At 58.5% G+C, this 15,947-nt stretch carries 14 protein-coding genes; 12 read left to right on the top strand and 2 right to left on the bottom strand.

The window, feature by feature from the left end; translation table 11 throughout:
* Positions 1 to 31 precede the first annotated feature (31 nt).
* The 9 genes from MWH26_RS13685 (at position 32) to MWH26_RS13645 (ending at position 7,540) form a co-directional block, all read left to right on the top strand.
* Positions 32 to 1,096, top strand: coding sequence for a glycosyltransferase family 9 protein (locus MWH26_RS13685; protein WP_247974732.1), 1,065 nt, complete (start codon positions 32 to 34; stop codon positions 1,094 to 1,096).
* Positions 1,097 to 1,205: 109 nt separating this feature from the next.
* Complete coding sequence (locus MWH26_RS13680; protein ID WP_247974731.1) at positions 1,206 to 1,859, top strand: hypothetical protein; 654 nt, start codon at positions 1,206 to 1,208, stop codon at positions 1,857 to 1,859.
* Between the two features lie 219 nt (positions 1,860 to 2,078).
* A complete protein-coding gene (locus MWH26_RS13675) occupies positions 2,079 to 2,525 on the top strand; it encodes an OsmC family protein (RefSeq protein WP_247974730.1) in 447 nt (148 codons plus the stop codon).
* Between the two features lie 105 nt (positions 2,526 to 2,630).
* Complete coding sequence (locus MWH26_RS13670) at positions 2,631 to 2,870, top strand: UBP-type zinc finger domain-containing protein (RefSeq protein ID WP_247974729.1); 240 nt, start codon at positions 2,631 to 2,633, stop codon at positions 2,868 to 2,870.
* 88 nt (positions 2,871 to 2,958) lie between these two features.
* Positions 2,959 to 3,267: a biliverdin-producing heme oxygenase gene (locus MWH26_RS13665; RefSeq protein WP_247974728.1), complete on the top strand. Its 309-nt coding sequence runs from the start codon at positions 2,959 to 2,961 to the stop codon at positions 3,265 to 3,267.
* Positions 3,268 to 3,293: 26 nt separating this feature from the next.
* Positions 3,294 to 3,533 carry a biliverdin-producing heme oxygenase gene (locus MWH26_RS13660; protein WP_247974727.1) on the top strand — a complete coding sequence of 80 codons (240 nt, stop codon included), beginning with the start codon at positions 3,294 to 3,296 and terminating at the stop codon, positions 3,531 to 3,533.
* Positions 3,509 to 5,821, top strand: a complete 2,313-nt coding sequence (locus tag MWH26_RS13655; protein ID WP_247974726.1) for an ATP-binding protein — start codon at positions 3,509 to 3,511, stop codon at positions 5,819 to 5,821. The genes MWH26_RS13660 and MWH26_RS13655 overlap by 25 nt, the downstream gene beginning before the upstream one ends.
* Before the next feature lies 1 nt (position 5,822).
* A complete protein-coding gene (locus MWH26_RS13650; protein ID WP_244697158.1) occupies positions 5,823 to 6,263 on the top strand; it encodes a response regulator in 441 nt (146 codons plus the stop codon).
* 26 nt (positions 6,264 to 6,289) lie between these two features.
* Positions 6,290 to 7,540, top strand: a complete 1,251-nt coding sequence (locus MWH26_RS13645; protein WP_247974725.1) for a sensor histidine kinase — start codon at positions 6,290 to 6,292, stop codon at positions 7,538 to 7,540.
* Between the two features lie 138 nt (positions 7,541 to 7,678).
* Here the strand turns inward: MWH26_RS13645 and serS are convergent, their stop codons facing one another.
* Positions 7,679 to 8,953, bottom strand: coding sequence for a serine--tRNA ligase (gene serS / locus MWH26_RS13640; RefSeq protein ID WP_247974724.1), 1,275 nt, complete (start codon positions 8,951 to 8,953; stop codon positions 7,679 to 7,681).
* 485 nt (positions 8,954 to 9,438) lie between these two features.
* On the opposite strand from serS, the gene rho reads away from it, so the two are divergent.
* From rho to MWH26_RS13625, 3 genes are all read left to right on the top strand, one after another.
* The gene (rho, locus tag MWH26_RS13635; RefSeq protein ID WP_247974723.1) at positions 9,439 to 11,706 is read left to right on the top strand and encodes a transcription termination factor Rho; all 2,268 of its coding nucleotides are present in this window, start codon (positions 9,439 to 9,441) and stop codon (positions 11,704 to 11,706) included.
* Positions 11,707 to 12,518: 812 nt separating this feature from the next.
* Complete coding sequence (locus tag MWH26_RS13630) at positions 12,519 to 14,372, top strand: Ig-like domain-containing protein (protein ID WP_247974722.1); 1,854 nt, start codon at positions 12,519 to 12,521, stop codon at positions 14,370 to 14,372.
* A gap of 171 nt (positions 14,373 to 14,543) precedes the next feature.
* Positions 14,544 to 15,206, top strand: a complete 663-nt coding sequence (locus MWH26_RS13625) for a DsbA family protein (RefSeq protein WP_244697152.1) — start codon at positions 14,544 to 14,546, stop codon at positions 15,204 to 15,206.
* 60 nt (positions 15,207 to 15,266) lie between these two features.
* Here MWH26_RS13625 and MWH26_RS13620 read toward each other — a convergent pair whose 3' ends face one another.
* Entirely contained in the window at positions 15,267 to 15,896 is a 630-nt protein-coding gene (locus tag MWH26_RS13620; protein ID WP_247974721.1) for a hypothetical protein, read from the bottom strand.
* Positions 15,897 to 15,947 lie beyond the last annotated feature (51 nt).

Genomic DNA, 15,947 nt, shown 5'->3' with positions numbered 1-15,947 from the left:
CCTCATCACCATTCACCTGTCACTTACACCCATGAAGATTCTGGTTCTGCGCTTTTCTTCCATCGGCGACATTGTGCTGACCACACCCGTGGTGCGGTGCCTGAAGCTGCAGGTGCCGGGGGCGCAGGTGCACTTTGCTACCAAGCCAGGCTTCCGCAGCTTTCTGGAGCCCAATCCCTACATCGACAAGGTGCACTGCCTGACCGGTTCGTTGCGGGAGTTGGTAGCCGAGCTGAAGGCCGAGCAATTCGACTTCGTTGTGGATTTGCACCACAACCTGCGCACCGCTTTGCTTAAGGCTCAGCTCGGGGTGAAGTCGGCCTCGTTTGACAAGCTGAACTGGCGCAAGTGGCTGTTGGTGCGTTTCAAAGTGAATACCCTGCCCCGCGTGCACATCGTGGAGCGTTACCTGGCCGCGGCCGCGCCGCTGGGCGTGAAAAACGATGGGCAGGGGCTGGATTACTTTATTCCGGCCAAGGATGAGGTGAACCTGAGTGCGGCGCTACCCCCGGTTTTTCAGCGGGGCTACGTGGCCTTTGCCATTGGAGCCCAGCACGCTACCAAGCGGCTACCCGTGGAGCGCATTATTGAACTGTGTGGACTGCTGCGCCAACCCGTGGTGCTACTGGGCGGCCCCGAGGACGAAAGTACCGGCCATATCATTGAGCTGGCCTTTGACAACCAAACGGCCAGTTCCCCGCCCGCGCCCGCTCAAATTCCTGACAGCCCCTACTATTTTCCGGCGCTACCTGCTGCGCCGGCTCCGGCCACCGTTATTTACAATGCCTGCGGCAAGTTCAATCTGAACCAGTCGGCGTCCTTGGTGCGGCAGGCGCGCTTCGTAGTCAGCCATGATACTGGTTTAATGCACATAGCCGCTGCATTTCGGAAGGAGATATTCAGCGTTTGGGGTAACACGGTGCCGGAGTTTGGCATGTACCCGTACCGCACAGAATTCCGCATTCTGGAGGTGCCTGGGCTACCCTGCCGGCCCTGTTCCAAGATTGGCTACGAAAAATGTCCGCAGGGGCACTTCCGCTGCATGCGGGATATTCAGTTTACCCTGGACCTGCCCCCAGCCCGTGACGGACGGTAAAATTCAATTTTAGGTCAGCTAAGAAACGCATGATATTGGGATGGTATCTAGTATACTTGTAGGCTGATTGGTCAGGCATAATCCTAAAATCATTCATTTTCTTTTTTCTATGCAAGTTTCTACCCTTCGGGTACTGATGGTTCTGTTCGTGTCCGTGCTGTTGACGGCCTGCGGACCCAGCATTTATATGGCCCAGGACTTCCGTTCCTATGCCCCCAAGCACAAAACGGTAGCCATCCTGCCCGCCGCCGTTACCATGCAGTTGCGCCCCAACCAAATGAAGAGCACTACCCCGGCCCAGCTGCAGGAAATGGAGCTGAAAAGTGGGCACGACTTTCAGGAAAAAGTGTACTCCTGGCTGCTTCGTCGTAAAACGCAGCGTGGCTACACCGTTGATTTTCAGGATGTGATGCAAACCAACGCACGCCTGCGGGAAAGCAACATTCCGTATAACGAGCTGCGCACTCACTCTCCCCAGGAGCTGGCTAAAATTTTGGGCGTGGATGCTGTGCTGACGACCAGCGTGCGGACCACCAAACCCATGAGCGACGGGGCTGCCGTAGCTGTCGGTCTGTTGGTAGGTGCCTGGGGTGCTACCAACCAAGCCAACATCACCGTGAACATTCACGAGGGCGAAGCCGGCAAGCTGCTGTGGAAGTACGACTACCTGGCTTCGGGCTCGGTGTTCAGCTCCACCGAGAACATCGTGGACATGCTGATGCGCAACGCCTCCAAGAAATTCCCCTACACGCCGAAATCCTAAAGATAGCACTGCCTGACCGCCGCTATCCTATCAAGCCGCTTCTGTCTACTGGGCAGGAGCGGCTTTTTCGTGCCGGCACAGCTCGTGCTGATGTGGAACGGCAGCGCTTACCAGTTCTCCAGTTGTGCTCTTTGTGCGATTCCGTGAGACAGGATGAGGAAAAATTCGTACGTTCTGCTTTTAAGTAGTCGCCGCATCTTACCTGTTTTTCCATTTGCCATGCCTGAAGCTTCCCCTCCCGCCACGGTACTTGTTAAAGTTGGTCCTGAGGCCTTGTTGGCCGAAATTCAGGCGGGCCACCATACGTATTTCGTGGATGAGCCGCGGAGTGTAGGCGGGCAAGACCGGGGGCCTACTCCGTACGATTTGCTGCTCTCGGCCTTGGGCGCGTGCACGGCCATCACGCTCCGGCTGTATGCCACCCAGAAACACTGGCCGCTCGAAGGCATTGAGGTGGGCCTCAGCCACCACCGCGTCCATCGCCTCGACTGCGACCAGTGTGAGCAGGCCGGGGAAATGCTGGAGGAAGTCCGCAAAGAGCTGCGTCTGCTGGGGCCCCTGACTCCGGAGCAGCGCCAGCGTCTCTACCTGATTGCGGAGAAATGCCCGGTTCAGAAAACCCTCACCAGCGGGGCCCTGCGCGTGGTAACCACCGTGCTGGACTAGGTGCCCTGCGGCACGTACCGGACCCGTGACTGTTTCCGTAGCGGGGTATATTCGTTCCTGCTTTCACTCCCACTTGCCATGCCTCTCTGCCACCATCTTCACTCCTTGGCAACGATACTGCCCGCACCCGCTGAGCCCACCTGCCCTGAATGCGTGGCCCTGGGCGACACCTGGGTGCACCTGCGGGTATGCCAAACCTGCGGCCAAGTAGGGTGCTGCGACTCCTCGAAGAACAAGCACGCTACTCGCCATTTTCACGCTACCCAGCACCCAATAGTGGTTTCGGCTGAGCCCGGCGAGCAATGGGCCTGGTGCTACGCGGATAATCAACTGGCCCACTATTGATTTACTGGAGCACGGATTCACCTACCTTTGCTTCTTACGCAGCGTACGGGTCATCACTATCCGCCTGATTCGGCGTTGTCTGCTGCATATGTCGTCTTCGAGTACTACCGTTGATATTCTTGCCCGCCTGCGCCACGAAACCCGGGCCGTGCACGAGGCTCTCGAGCAACTGCCCTTCAACCAGGCCCTGGGTAACGGAACCATCACGGAGGCGCTTACCCAGCAGTTTCTGGCGCGGCTCTACGGCTTTGTAGCGCCGTTCGAAGCCCAGCTCCGTTCTAACGAAGAATTACTGGGCCCGGCCTGGGAGTTGCCCCGCCGCTACCGGGCCCACCTGCTGCGCCAGGACTTACCCGAAGCTGCTACCCTGCCGCTCGTGCCTGAGCTGCCCCCCTAGAAACCCGCGCCCAGCTTTTGGGGGCTATGTACGTTCTGGAAGGCTCCACCCTGGGCGGGCAGGTAATTGCCCGCCAGCTAGCCAAAGCCAATATTCCGGCCCGCGCGTATTTCAGTGGGCACGCCGAGCAAACCGGCCCGCTCTGGAAAACCTTTGTGGGTTTGCTTACGCAAGCTGCTACTCCCGCCAATGCCGATGCTATTGTAGCGTCGGCCTCGCTTACTTTTCAACGTTTACACGCATGGTTAGAACAGGCGCAACCCTGACCGACGAAAGTCTGGTAGGGCAACCCATTACCCTCACCAACTGCGACCGGGAGCCAATTCATATTCCGGGCTCCATCCAGCCCTATGGGTTTCTGTTGTGCCTGGACCCGCGCACCCACCGGGTGGTGCAAGCCAGCGCCAACACCGACCAGCTGCTGGGCTTACCCGCCGAAACCCTGATTGGCCGCGACCTAACCTTCCTCTTCCATGAGGAGCGCCTGCAGGAGCTGTCTACCCAGTGGTTTACCCTCGATGAAAACCAGCGCCTGCAGGGCGTGCGCCTCGATCAGCTGGCTAGCCAACCCTACTTCAAGCTTATTCAGCACCGCTTCGACGACTTGCTGTGGCTGGAGTTCGAGCCGGTGCAGGACCTGACCGCCGGCCCGCTGGACATGCCTTCGCTTAACGAAGCCCTGGGCCAGATGCTGGGGGCTACTTCGGTCAAGGAATTTTGCCAGCACGCCGTGCGGCAGGTAAGCAACATCACGGGCTTCGATAGGGTGATGCTCTACCGCTTTGCCGAGGATGAAAGCGGCGAGGTGGTGGCCGAAGCCTGCCGCCCCGACATGGAGCCCTTTCTGGGCCTGCACTACCCCGCTACCGATATTCCGCAGCAGGCCCGGGCCATGTACCTGCGCAACTGGCTGCGCTTTATTGCCGATGTAAACTACGCGGCTGTGCCCCTGGTGCCCGTGCGCACGCCCTCCACCGGCCGCCCGCCCGACATGACCTACGCTACCTTGCGCAGCGTGTCGCCTATTCACGTGGAGTACCTGAAAAACATGGGTGTGCAGGCTTCCATGAGCATTTCCCTGATTCAGGACGGCAAGCTATGGGGGCTGCTCATGTGCCACCATGAGTCACCGCGCCTGATCAGCTACGAGTTGCGCGACCTGTGCCAGTTCATTGGCAAAACGTTTTCTTCCCTGCTTAAAAGCAAGGAGCAGGCCGAGGTATTCGCCTACCAGCTGCGCCTGCGCGAAACCCAAGCCCGGTTGTTTGCCCTGATGGCCGAGCTGCCCGATTTCCGCCGGGCCCTTTACGAACATACGCCTACCGTACTCGATGCCTTTGCGTGCGGGGGCGTGGCCGTGTGCTTCGACGGAGAACGGGCGCTGCTGGGCGCTACCCCTACCCCGGCGCAGCTAGATGAGCTTATTACCTGGCTGCATACCAACGTACCGGAGGAGGTCTTCTATACCAGTTCCTACGCCCGCCACAACCCGGCCGGCGTCCAGATTCGGGCCGTGGCCAGCGGCATTCTGGCCATCAGCCTCGACCGGCAGCACCGCGACTACATCATCTGGTTTCGACCGGAGGTGTTGCAGCAGGTAACCTGGGCCGGCAAGCAGCAAAAGCAGGAGGAAAACCGTAACGGCGAAATCGTGCTGTCGCCCCGGCAGTCGTTTGCGGCCTGGAGCCAATCGGTGGAAAACACGTCGGAAGCGTGGCGCCCCATTGAAATTGAGGCCGCCCAGGAGCTGCGCCTGCGCATTGCCGATATGCGCCTGAAGATGTTCAGCGAAATGGAAACCCGCGCCGCCGTGCTCAGCCGCCTGAACACTGAGCTGGAGCGCAGCAACGAGGAGCTGGATTCGTTTGCTTACGTGGCCTCCCACGACTTAAAGGAGCCGCTACGGGGCATTCATAACTACTCCCTGTTCCTGCTGGAAGACTACGCCGACAAGTTGGATGAGGAAGGCGTAGAAAAGCTCCGGACCCTGATTCGCTTGAGCCAGCGCATGGAAAACCTGATTGAGTCCTTGTTGCAGCTTTCCCGGGTAGGCCGCGTGGAAACCGAGCTGCGGCCCGTAAGCGTACAGGCTGTGCTAGCGGAAGTGACGGATATACTGCAAGTGCGCCTGCGCGAAACCAACACAACTTTGCTAGTGGAAGGAGAGTTGCCCGTGGTACTGGCCGACGAAGTGCGCCTGCGGGAAGTGCTCAATAATCTGCTTACCAACGCCATGCGCTACAACGATAAACCCGACCGGTACGTATGGGTAGGCGTAGCGCCCGAAGGTCTGCTGAGTCCGCGCGGACCGGTTCCGGCCAAGTTCCGGACCCTGTACGTGCGCGACAATGGCATTGGCATCGACCCCAAGCACCACGAAAGCATCTTCCGCATTTTTAAGCGCCTGCACGGACCCAACAAGTACGGCGGCGGCACGGGGGCTGGGCTGGCCATCGTGAAAAAAATGATTGAAAAAATGGGCGGGCAAATCTGGGTTGATTCCATAACCGGACAGGGCTCGACCTTTTATTTTTCCGTTCCAATACCCGATTAAGTTGAACACAACTGCTATAAAGCCTATTCTAATTGTTGAAGACAGCGCCGAAGACTTTACGGCGCTGGGCCGGGCTTTCCGTAAGCATGCGCTCCAAAACCCGGTGCTCCGGTGCGAAGACGGCGAACAGGCCCTGGACTACCTGCAGGGCCAGGGCCGCAAAATTGGCTGGCCGCAAACCCTACCGGCCATCATTCTGCTCGACTTGAACATGCCCGGCCTGGACGGGCGCGACGTGCTGGGCGCCATCAAAGGTGACCCCTCCCTGCATTCTATTCCGGTGGTCATATTCACCACTTCCGCCAACGCCAAGGACGTGGCTACCTGCTACCAGCTCGGGGCCAACAGCTACCTGACCAAGCCGCTGGCCTACGCGGAGCTGGAAGAGAAGGTTCGCCTGATTGTGCATTATTGGCTGGAAGCCTCTGAATTGCCTGCTTAGCCCGCCGCCCCGTTGCCTATTACCGCGTGAAAAAAATCTTGCTGGTTGAAGACAGTGATACCGACCGGGCAGTGCTGCGCCGCTACCTAAGCCGGAACCCGGGCGAAACGCTGGAACTGCACGAAGCTACCACGGTGGCCGAGGCCGTAGTCGCGTTTCAGCGCTACCAACCCGACTGCGTGCTTGTAGACTACAACCTGCCCGACGGTACGGGCCTGGAAGTGCTGGAGCAGTTCAAGCAACTAGTGCCCGTCGAGCGGCTGTGCGTGGTGATGATAACCGGCATTGACAGCGGGGAGCTGGCTGTTCAGGCCCTGAACAACGGCGCCCTCGATTACCTGATCAAACACCGGTTCGACCATGATATGCTGTTAAAGGTGGTTCGTCACGCCATTGAGCGCAACGAATGGCGGCAGCACCAGGACCGCTACCACGCTGATCTGGAGCGCATAAATCAGGAGTTGCGCCAGTCATTGGCGGAGCTGACGGCAACCCGGCAGGAGCTGGCCGCCTCCAATGAAAGCCTGCGCACTGCCCACACCGAAGCGCAGACCCGCAACCGCGCCCTGGATACCGCCAACCGCCAGCTAGCCCGCACCAACCAAGACCTGGATAACTTTGTGTACGCGGCGTCCCATGACCTGAAGCAGCCCGTGCAGAACTTGCAAGGCCTGTTTGATGAGTTGTGCCGGGTAGTCAATTTCGAGGAAGGGGAAAGCCAGCTGTTAATAAGTATGACCAAGGCTTCCCTGCACGATTTGCTTACTACCATCGACGATTTGTCGGTGATTGTGCAGGATACTCGTCAGCCCTTATCGGCTACGCAGGAGGAGGTAGCGCTAGCCGAGCTAACCGACGACATCCAGCAGGCCCTGGCTCCGCAGCTGCGCACTACCGCAGCTCTCATCGACTATGACTTTCAGGCCCTGCCCACGGTGCATTACAACCGGGGTCATCTGCGCACTATTCTGCTAAACCTGCTCAGCAACGCCCTGCGCTACCGTCATCCGGACCGGCCTCCGCGGGTGCGGGTGCGCGGCTGGCGTGGCCCTACCGGCCAGGCTATGCTCTCCGTCACCGATAACGGCCTGGGCATTGACCTGTCCCGGCACGGGGCCGATTTGTTTCAGCTGTTTCGTCGCTTCCACCCCGATGCTGCCGAAGGAACCGGCGTCGGGCTGTTTCTCGTCAACCGCATCGTGGAAAGCAATGGGGGCGAACTGCAGGTAGAAAGCACCGTGGGGGAGGGGTCTACCTTTCGGGTAGCCCTGAACTAGGTGGTGGCTTCGTGTTGGCAAGTACTACGTAACCAATTCTATACAAAATACGAAGTGGGCTACAAGCTCTTTTCTCTTGGAAAGAAACTCGTAGCCCACCTCGGTTTATCAGGTAGTCAGAACACTACCCAAGCAGCTCTACCCAATCTTGCTGAAGCCGCAGTAAGAGTGGAGCACTTCCGGCAGATGGATGCCATCTTCCTGCTGGTTATTTTCCAGCAGGGCGGCCACAATGCGCGGTAAGGCCAGGGCCGAACCGTTGAGCGTGTGCAGTAGCTGGGTTTTGCCGTTTTCGGTACGGTAGCGCAGCTTCAGGCGGTTGGCCTGGTAGGTTTCAAAGTTCGAGCAGGAGGACACTTCCAGCCAGCGGCCCTGGGCCGCCGACCACACTTCCAGGTCGTAGGTGAGGGCGGAAGTAAAGCCCATGTCGCCGCCGCAGAGGCGCAGCACGCGGTAGGGCAGCTGTAACTTCTGCAGCAGCCCCTCAATGTGAGCCAGCATTTCTTCCAGCTGGGTGTAGCTCTGCTCGGGCAGGGCCACTTGCACAATTTCTACCTTATCAAACTGGTGGAGGCGGTTGAGGCCGCGCACATCGGCGCCCCAGGAGCCAGCTTCGCGGCGGAAGCAGGGCGTGTAGCCGGCGTTACGAATCGGGAGTTTCTCTACCGGCACAATTTCGTCGCGGTAGAGGTTGGTGATGGGCACTTCAGCCGTCGGAATCAGAAACAGGTTGTCCTGGGCATCGTGGTACATCTGGCCTTCCTTGTCGGGGAGCTGGCCCGTACCGTAGCCCGAGGCCTCATTGACCAGCACCGGAGGCTGAATTTCTATGTAGCCGGCGTCGCGCGCCTCATCCAGGAAAAAGTTGATGAGGGCCCGCTGCAGCCGGGCACCCTGGTTTTTGTACACGGGAAATCCCGCGCCCGTAATCTTGACGCCCAAGTCAAAATCGATGATGTCGTACTTCTTAATCAGCTCCCAGTGGGGTTGGGCGCCGGCGGGCAGGGTAGGCTGCTGGCCTACTTCGCGCACCACCTCGTTGTCCTGGGCCGTGCGGCCTTCCGGTACGCTGCTGTGGGGTAGGTTCGGCAGCTTATACAGCGTTTGCTGAAGGGCCAGTTCCACTTGGCTTAGCTCGTCGGCGTGGGCTTTGGTTTGCTGCTTGAGCTCGGCCGTGCGGGCTTTGAGGGTTTCCGCGCCGGCTTTGTCGCCGGTTTTCATCAGGCCCCCAATCTGGCGGGCTAGCTCGTTGGCTTCAGCCTGGGCCGAGTCGTGGGCCGTTTGCAGGTCTTTGCGGCGCTGGTCCAGGGTCAGAATGGCCTGCACATCGGCTTCGGCGGTTTTGTAATGTTTTTTGGCCAGGCCGGCCAGCACCGCATCGGTGTGCTCTTTCAGGACAGAAACTTGCAGCATAACAGCAGAAAACGCAGAATGGAATAAGACAAAAGTAAACGGCTTATTTAATAGATGCAGACGGCGGGCAAAAAATCCAGCTTTCTAGCTTGGCACCGCCCTTGCCGGGCAACCAGATTCGGGGAAAGGGAATGATAAGCGCCCCGAAAAAGTTAAGTGGTAATTGGCTGGCTGGGTGCATCCTTTTGGCCAGATTTCGCGTTAGCAATCCAAACTGCAAAATCTTCCCTTTGATTTGGCAGTTCCGGCACATTCCGCTAACATTGCAAGTAGTAGCCGGTGCTGGCTGCCGGGCTCGTTGGGTACTCTTCCCGCGCCCGGTCGGCAATTTTCTTCTGTGCTTCCCGGCCCACCCACGGTTTTCACTCCTCGCTTCTTTCTTGCGTTTGGCGCTGCGTCGCGGCTGCTATTTGTGCCCGGAATGCCCTGTGCTGTCTTTTTTGGTTTCCCGCCGCCCCGCCTGAATTTTTCGCTCAGCTTCTTATATGTACACTATTGACGAGTTGAAGGACCGGTTGTTGTCCGAACTAAAGGAAATTGCTGAAAAACTGAATGTTGGCAATTTTAAAAAACTCAGTAAACAGGATCTGATTTACAAGATTCTAGATCAGCAAGCTATTACTCCTCCCGATAAGCTTCCCCAAAAAGTGAAAACGGCTGCTGCCGCCGCTCCTGCGGAAGAGCCCGCCGCCGAGCCGGCTCCCGTTGCGCCGGAGGCGGCCCCAGCTGCCAAAGCCGCCCGGGCCCCGCGCGCCGCGCGCCCCGCCGCTGCTCCCCGCCGCGAGCCCGCTGCCCGCAACAAAGCCGCCGTAGCACCTACCTCCACGCCTGCCGCAAAAGCTTCCGCCGATGCACCATCCGCTGCTCCCGCACCCGAGGAAGTTGCTACCCTTGCTAGCGCGCCGGTTAGTGCGCCAGAGCCGGCGCTGGCTGCCGCCGCTGTTGAAGCCCCCGCGGCCGAAGTAGCAACGGAAACGGCTCCTGTCTCCGAACGGCCCGTAAAGCTGTATCAGCGCCCTGAGCGGCGCACCCGCACCGACCGCGCCGGCCGGCCCATCGTGGCTGCCGCCGCTGACGAAGTAGCTGTTGAAGCTACCCAACCTGACGCTCCGGCCGCCCAAGTAGCGGAAGCCGTGCCTACCCCGCTGGAAACCACGGCCCCAGCTCCGGCCCGCGAGACGCGCCCAACGGAACCTGCCGTTAACGGCCGCGAAGGCCGCCCCGACCAGCCCCGGGTCTTCCGGGAAGGTCGCGAGTACCGCAACGATGCCCCCCGGGAAGGCCGTAATGACGCTCCTCGCGCTGATTTTCGCGCTGATGGAGTAGGCCGGCCCGAAAGTAATGGTCGCGGCGACCAGCCCCGCGAGCAGCGTAACGACGCCCCCCGGGCCGACTTCCGCCCCGACGGCCTCTCGCGCGACGGACGCCAAGACCAGCCCCGCATTGCGCGGGAAGGTGGCCGCCCCGATGCCCGCGAGCAGCGTGAGCAGCGCCGTGAGGAGCGCTACGCCGCCCGGGAGCTGCAGCGCCAGCAGCGCCAAGAGCAGCGCCAGTCGGAGCGGCAGGGCCAGCCCGCTGGGGTAGCAGAACAGCCTCGCCCGGAGCGGACGGAGCAACGCCCGACCCGGCCCGAGTTCGACATTGTGATTCCCGGCGAAGGTACGCTGGAAATGATGCCCGATGGTGGCTATGGTTTCCTGCGCAGCCCGTTCTACAACTACCTCGCTTCGCCCGATGATATTTACGTGGCTCCGCAGCAGGTAAAGCAGTTCGGTCTGAAAGCCGGCGATACGGTGAAATGCACCATTCGCCCGCCCCGCGAGGGTGAGAAGTACTTTGCCTTGGTAGGGGTAGAAGGCATCAACGGCCGCTCCGTGGAGGAGGCCCGCGACCGTATCCCGTTCAACAACCTGACCCCGTTGTTTGCTGAGGAGCGCCTGAAACTGACCACTAAATCGGGCCAGTACAGCACCCGAATTCTGGACCTATTTGCCCCCATCGGCAAAGGCCAGCGCGGCCTGATTGTGGCCCAGCCCAAAACCGGCAAAACGGTGCTGCTCCAGGAAATTGCCAATTCCATCAGCGAAAACCACCCCAAGGTGTACCTGATGATTCTGCTTATTGACGAGCGCCCGGAAGAAGTAACGGACATGGCCCGCTCGGTGAAAGCCGAAGTGCTTAGCTCTACCTTCGATGAAACGGCCGACCGTCACGTGAAAATTGCCACCATTGCCATGGAAAAGGCCAAGCGCCTCGTGGAGTGCGGCCACGACGTGGTGATTCTGCTCGATTCTATTACCCGCCTGGCCCGCGCCTACAACACGGTGCAGCCAGCTTCCGGCAAAATCCTGTCGGGTGGTGTTGATGCTAACGCCCTGCACAAGCCCAAGCGCTTCTTCGGTGCGGCCCGTAACGTGGAAGATGGCGGCTCGCTGACCATTATTGCCACGGCCCTGATTGAAACCGGCTCGAAGATGGATGAGGTAATCTTTGAGGAATTCAAAGGTACCGGCAACATGGAATTGCAGCTGGACCGCAAGCTGGCCAATAAGCGCATCTTCCCCGCCATCGACGTACCCGCCTCTGGTACTCGCCGCGAGGACTTGCTCATGAGCAAGGACGAGCTGAACCGCATCTGGGTGCTGCGCAAGTTTATGTCGGATATGACGGCCTCCGAAGCTATGGAGTTCCTGAAGGACCGCATGAAAGGCACCCGCGACAACGACGAGTTCCTGATGGCCATGAACGGCTAACCAGAAGTAGTATAGCCAGAAAAGGCTGCCACAGCAGATGCTGTGGCAGCCTTTTTCTGTTAGACTGCATAAGCAGCCAGAGCCTGCTGGTTCCTTGTCCGCGCGATTTAAATTGTCGTCACCTGGCCAATGTGTGTACTGGCTTGCCCGCTCTCGCATTGCTGAGCACAGTTCTGACGGCAAGCAGAGTTGCGTCAATTTTTAGCCAAAGAAATTGAGGATATACGTTGTTTTTTTGTCTTTAAATTATATTTATTATTGCAAGTATTCTCCGGATAAGCGCTGTATTCTGCGAATAAGTGCTGATTATAAAGTGATTCCGAGTAAAAAAATTTAAAGAGTAAAAGATTCAATAAATTGCATTTGTCAGAAATTTCTGGCTTAAAACCTGAACGAAAAAGATGAGAAACATTTACCTAACGCTGCTGAGTGCCGTATTATTCCTGGGCAGCTCTGGCACAGTCTGGGCGCAATGCAACAACCAGATTAAGTTTCTGTACTATAATGCAAACGGTATTGAGCAAGATGCTACAGTGAATAATGGCCAATCTGGCACCGCCATACCCGTTTGTTCTTCGCCTAACGGAGCTATTGGGGTCCGGATAAGCTCAACTTCGGATGCTAATTTGCAAGTTTACCGGTTGGCAACTACGAATGGAGTAGTATCAGAAACACTGATTTCGCAAGCTGTACGAGCAAGTGGTGATTTTATAAGCGTGAGCTTGCCGCTCACTACCTCCACCACGTACCGGGTGCGGTCTAGCACCTTAACTTGCTCGGGGGGCACATCCACCAACTTCGCAGATATCACGTTGCAACCTTCGCTGGCTTTATCGGCTAGTGTAGCTGGCGTATGCGTGGGGGAGCAGGTTACGCTCGCGGCCAGCGGGGCTAGTGGTAACAATCCGCAGTACACTTGGTACCAGGATGGTGCGTTGCAGCCAGAAACCGGAGCTACCCTGACCCGCGCTAACCTGACGGCTACCACCACTTTCTCGGTAACAGCAAACACCGCAACCTGCGGCACCAGCACCCAGCAACTGGTAGTACCGGTCAATGGTCTTTCTGTCTCGAATGCCGCGCCTACCATCTGCTCGGGCTCTTCTACCTCGTTTACCGCCAACTACTCGGGCAGCGGTGCTACCTTCCGTTGGTACAGCAACACCAGTGGACAATTACTACAAACAAATACGAATGTTACCTCTTCCACGTACACTACTCCTACTTTAACAACCAGCACAGCGTACCGGGTGGAAGCAACCACGAACGATTGCAGCAGTGTTCCGCTAACTCAGGTAGTGCAAGCAAATGTGGGCGCCCTTACGGCCGCCGTATTACCGGGCACTTCGCTTTCGGTTTGCCCAAGTAGTGCCGTAACCCTGACGGCTTCTTCTAATAACCCCAATGCCACTTACCAGTGGTTTACTCTCAATGTTGCGAATAATGGTAGCGTAACTGAAGTGATTATTCCCGGAGCTACCAGCGCCCAGTACAGCTACTTTACGGGCAGCCAAGGTAACGTGACGGATAGGTTCCGGGTGCGGGTTTCAGCGGCTAGCTGCACGGCGCAGAACGTTGATGTAACGGTTGGTCGGGCAACGGCTATTAACACGATTAGGGCCTCGGCCAGCAGTGTATGCGCCGGTACGCCCGTGGCGCTAACGGCGGGCAGCAATATATCCGATGCCACTTACGCCTGGTACATCAATGGCAACCGTGGGGCCGTGCTGTCAACGTTGGCGCAGTTCTCGCCTTCCCCGACGGCGACGACGCAGTACAACGTAGATGTAACTACCGGTTGTGGCGTCCAGACCCTGAGCACGACAGTTGCTACAACGCCCGCCGTGTCCGTAACGCCCGAAGCTGCAACCGTATTTCTGGGTAATGCCGTTACCATTACGGCCAGTGGTGGCACCACCAGCACGTACGTATGGACGGCTACCAACGACAATGTCACCACCACGCTTGCTGAAACGGGGGCTACCATCAACCCCATTCCAGCAGCCGGTACTACGGTGTACCGAGCTACCGGAACGCTTGCCAATGGTTGCACGAACACTGACGTTGCTACCATCACGGCCCGGCCGGCCGGCCAGGTACTGCCCGTAGAGCTGACCGATTTCTCAGCAGCTTGGACGGGCAAGTTTCCCGTACTTACCTGGGTTACCGCCTCAGAGAAGAACAATGCCTACTTCGCGGTAGAACGTAGCTTTGATGGGGTATCATTTACAACAGTGGGTGAGCGGGCAGGAGCTGGTACCACCACTACCCGTACTACCTACGAGTTTGTTGATGCCGCCCTGAGCAAAGGCGTGGTAAGCACGGTGTACTATCGGCTTCGGCAGGTAGATAAAGACGAAAAGGAACACCGTTCTATGGTGCTAACCGTCCGGACACCAGGAGTGGCACGCAGCCTGAACGCAGCCTTGTTCCCAAATCCTTTCGAAGACGAAGTATGGGTTCGGTTCGATTCGGTTACGCCGGGCCAGGCAACCATCGTGGTTAACAATATAGTTGGTCAGCTAGTCCTCCGCCAGACGGTGTTAACGGGCGTAGGCTTGCAAGAAGTTAAGCTAGACGCCCCCCAAGGGCTACGGGCAGGTGTTTATCAGCTCTCAGTAGAGCAGGGCCTGCAGAAGCAAGTGCTTAAAATGGTACGCAAATAAACCAACGGTCTGCGTTGTCAACGAAGCCGGCACCCAACAGGGGCCGGCTTCGTTATGTATTACCCCGCGCCAGCAATTAGTAAATAACTCAGTTGTAACAATGCACAGCTAGGAGCGTGCTTAACCGTATACGTTTGTTGTTACGACCCCCGAAGCTCAACTTTGTGCCCTATGGAACAGCAACACCCCGACGACCTGCCCGAACTCCTGTATATCTCGGACCCTTTGTGTGGTTGGTGCTACGGCATGAGCCCCGTGATTCAGCGGGTGCAGCAGGAATTTGCCGGGCGCGTGGAGGTGTCGGTGCTGTGCGGCGGCATGGTAACGGGCGAGCAGGTAGGCCCCATCCGGGAAGACTGGCCCTACATTGCCGGGGCGCTAGAACAGGTAGAACGGGTGACGGGTGTGCAGTTTGGAGCCGCGTTTCGGGCGCTAGGGCAGGAGGGTAGCCACGTGCAGGACTCTGAGCCGCCATGCCGGGCCATTCACGCGTTTCGGCAGTTGCGGCAGGAGCAGGCGGCGCAGTTTGCTCACGCCGTACAGCGCGCCTACTTCCACGATGGCGCCGACTTGAACGACCTGACAACCTACGAGCCTCTGGCCGCGGCCCATGGCCTTGACCCCGCCGAGTTCCGGCAACAGCTCACCCGGCCCGAAATCATTCGGGGCACGCAGCTGGAGTTTGCTGCAGTAAGCAAAATCGGTGTGCAAGGCTTCCCAACAACCATTTTGCGGGTAGGCAGCCAGGGCTACGTGTTGGCTCGTGGGTTCCAACCCTATGAGAGCTTCCGCACCGATCTGGAAGCAGCTCTGCAGCAGGCCGACGGAAACTAACTTGCACTATTTATTGCAGCACAAAAAAGCCGAAACAGTAGTGTTTCGGCTTTTTCGGGGTTAAGGCAGGCGTACAACCTGTTTGCGCAGCGGCGACCAGGCAATGACGTGGCGGTCTTCCTTGCCTACCGTATATTCAAATGCAACGGACTCGGGGCGCCGACGCAGGTCGGCCCAGGCGGCTTGGTCAAGGCCGGGAACGGCGGCCGTATCGGTGGGGTAGGTGGCAGCGGAAGCAACGGCTGGCCGGCGGAAGTTTTTGGCGGCGAAAAACTCCTGCACCCGGCGGCGCACGTAGGCTTCCCGCTCGGCTTGGGTGGCCGTGGGTCCTTGCATCTCATATACCATCATGGCCTCCAAATCGGGGGCGGAAAGAACCTCCCGGAAAATCACTTGCCCGCCAGCCGTAGTAATAGTGAATGTGGCCTCCCCGGTGAGCACCGAAGCACCACGCAGTACCAGTGAAAACGCATCAGGAGCGCCAGGGGCCGAAAATTGGTGGCGGGCCTTGGCCGTGAGCAGCGTATCGGCCTGGGCATCAATGGGGGCCGGGCGGGCCGTATCCATCGGTTCAGGGCCGGCCGCCTCGGAGCCAGATGACGCAGCAGTAGTCGAGGTAGCCGACTCAGAAGAAGGAGAGGAGCAGCCTACTACGAATAGGAGCGGGGAAAACCACAAGAAGGCGCGCATGGCAAGGAGAATATAGAGGAAGCAAGATACTGTACGCAAGCTGAGCAGGTG

Source organism: Hymenobacter sublimis, from assembly GCF_023101345.1.
Classification (GTDB): domain Bacteria; phylum Bacteroidota; class Bacteroidia; order Cytophagales; family Hymenobacteraceae; genus Hymenobacter; species Hymenobacter sublimis.
The sequence above is the reverse complement of the archived record's forward strand: the minus strand, read 5'-3'. Positions and strand labels throughout refer to the sequence as shown.

What these genes read in the sequence shown, in the direction of transcription:
- MWH26_RS13625 (WP_244697152.1), top strand. Translation starts at nt 14,544, where the DNA reads ATGGAACAGCAACACCCCGACGACCTGCCCGAACTCCTGTATATCTCG.
- rho (WP_247974723.1), top strand. Translation starts at nt 9,439, where the DNA reads ATGTACACTATTGACGAGTTGAAGGACCGGTTGTTGTCCGAACTAAAG.
- MWH26_RS13620 (WP_247974721.1), bottom strand. Translation starts at nt 15,896, where the DNA reads ATGCGCGCCTTCTTGTGGTTTTCCCCGCTCCTATTCGTAGTAGGCTGC.
- MWH26_RS13685 (WP_247974732.1), top strand. Translation starts at nt 32, where the DNA reads ATGAAGATTCTGGTTCTGCGCTTTTCTTCCATCGGCGACATTGTGCTG.
- MWH26_RS13660 (WP_247974727.1), top strand. Translation starts at nt 3,294, where the DNA reads ATGTACGTTCTGGAAGGCTCCACCCTGGGCGGGCAGGTAATTGCCCGC.
- MWH26_RS13675 (WP_247974730.1), top strand. Translation starts at nt 2,079, where the DNA reads ATGCCTGAAGCTTCCCCTCCCGCCACGGTACTTGTTAAAGTTGGTCCT.
- serS (WP_247974724.1), bottom strand. Translation starts at nt 8,953, where the DNA reads ATGCTGCAAGTTTCTGTCCTGAAAGAGCACACCGATGCGGTGCTGGCC.
- MWH26_RS13680 (WP_247974731.1), top strand. Translation starts at nt 1,206, where the DNA reads ATGCAAGTTTCTACCCTTCGGGTACTGATGGTTCTGTTCGTGTCCGTG.
- MWH26_RS13665 (WP_247974728.1), top strand. Translation starts at nt 2,959, where the DNA reads ATGTCGTCTTCGAGTACTACCGTTGATATTCTTGCCCGCCTGCGCCAC.
- MWH26_RS13655 (WP_247974726.1), top strand. Translation starts at nt 3,509, where the DNA reads ATGGTTAGAACAGGCGCAACCCTGACCGACGAAAGTCTGGTAGGGCAA.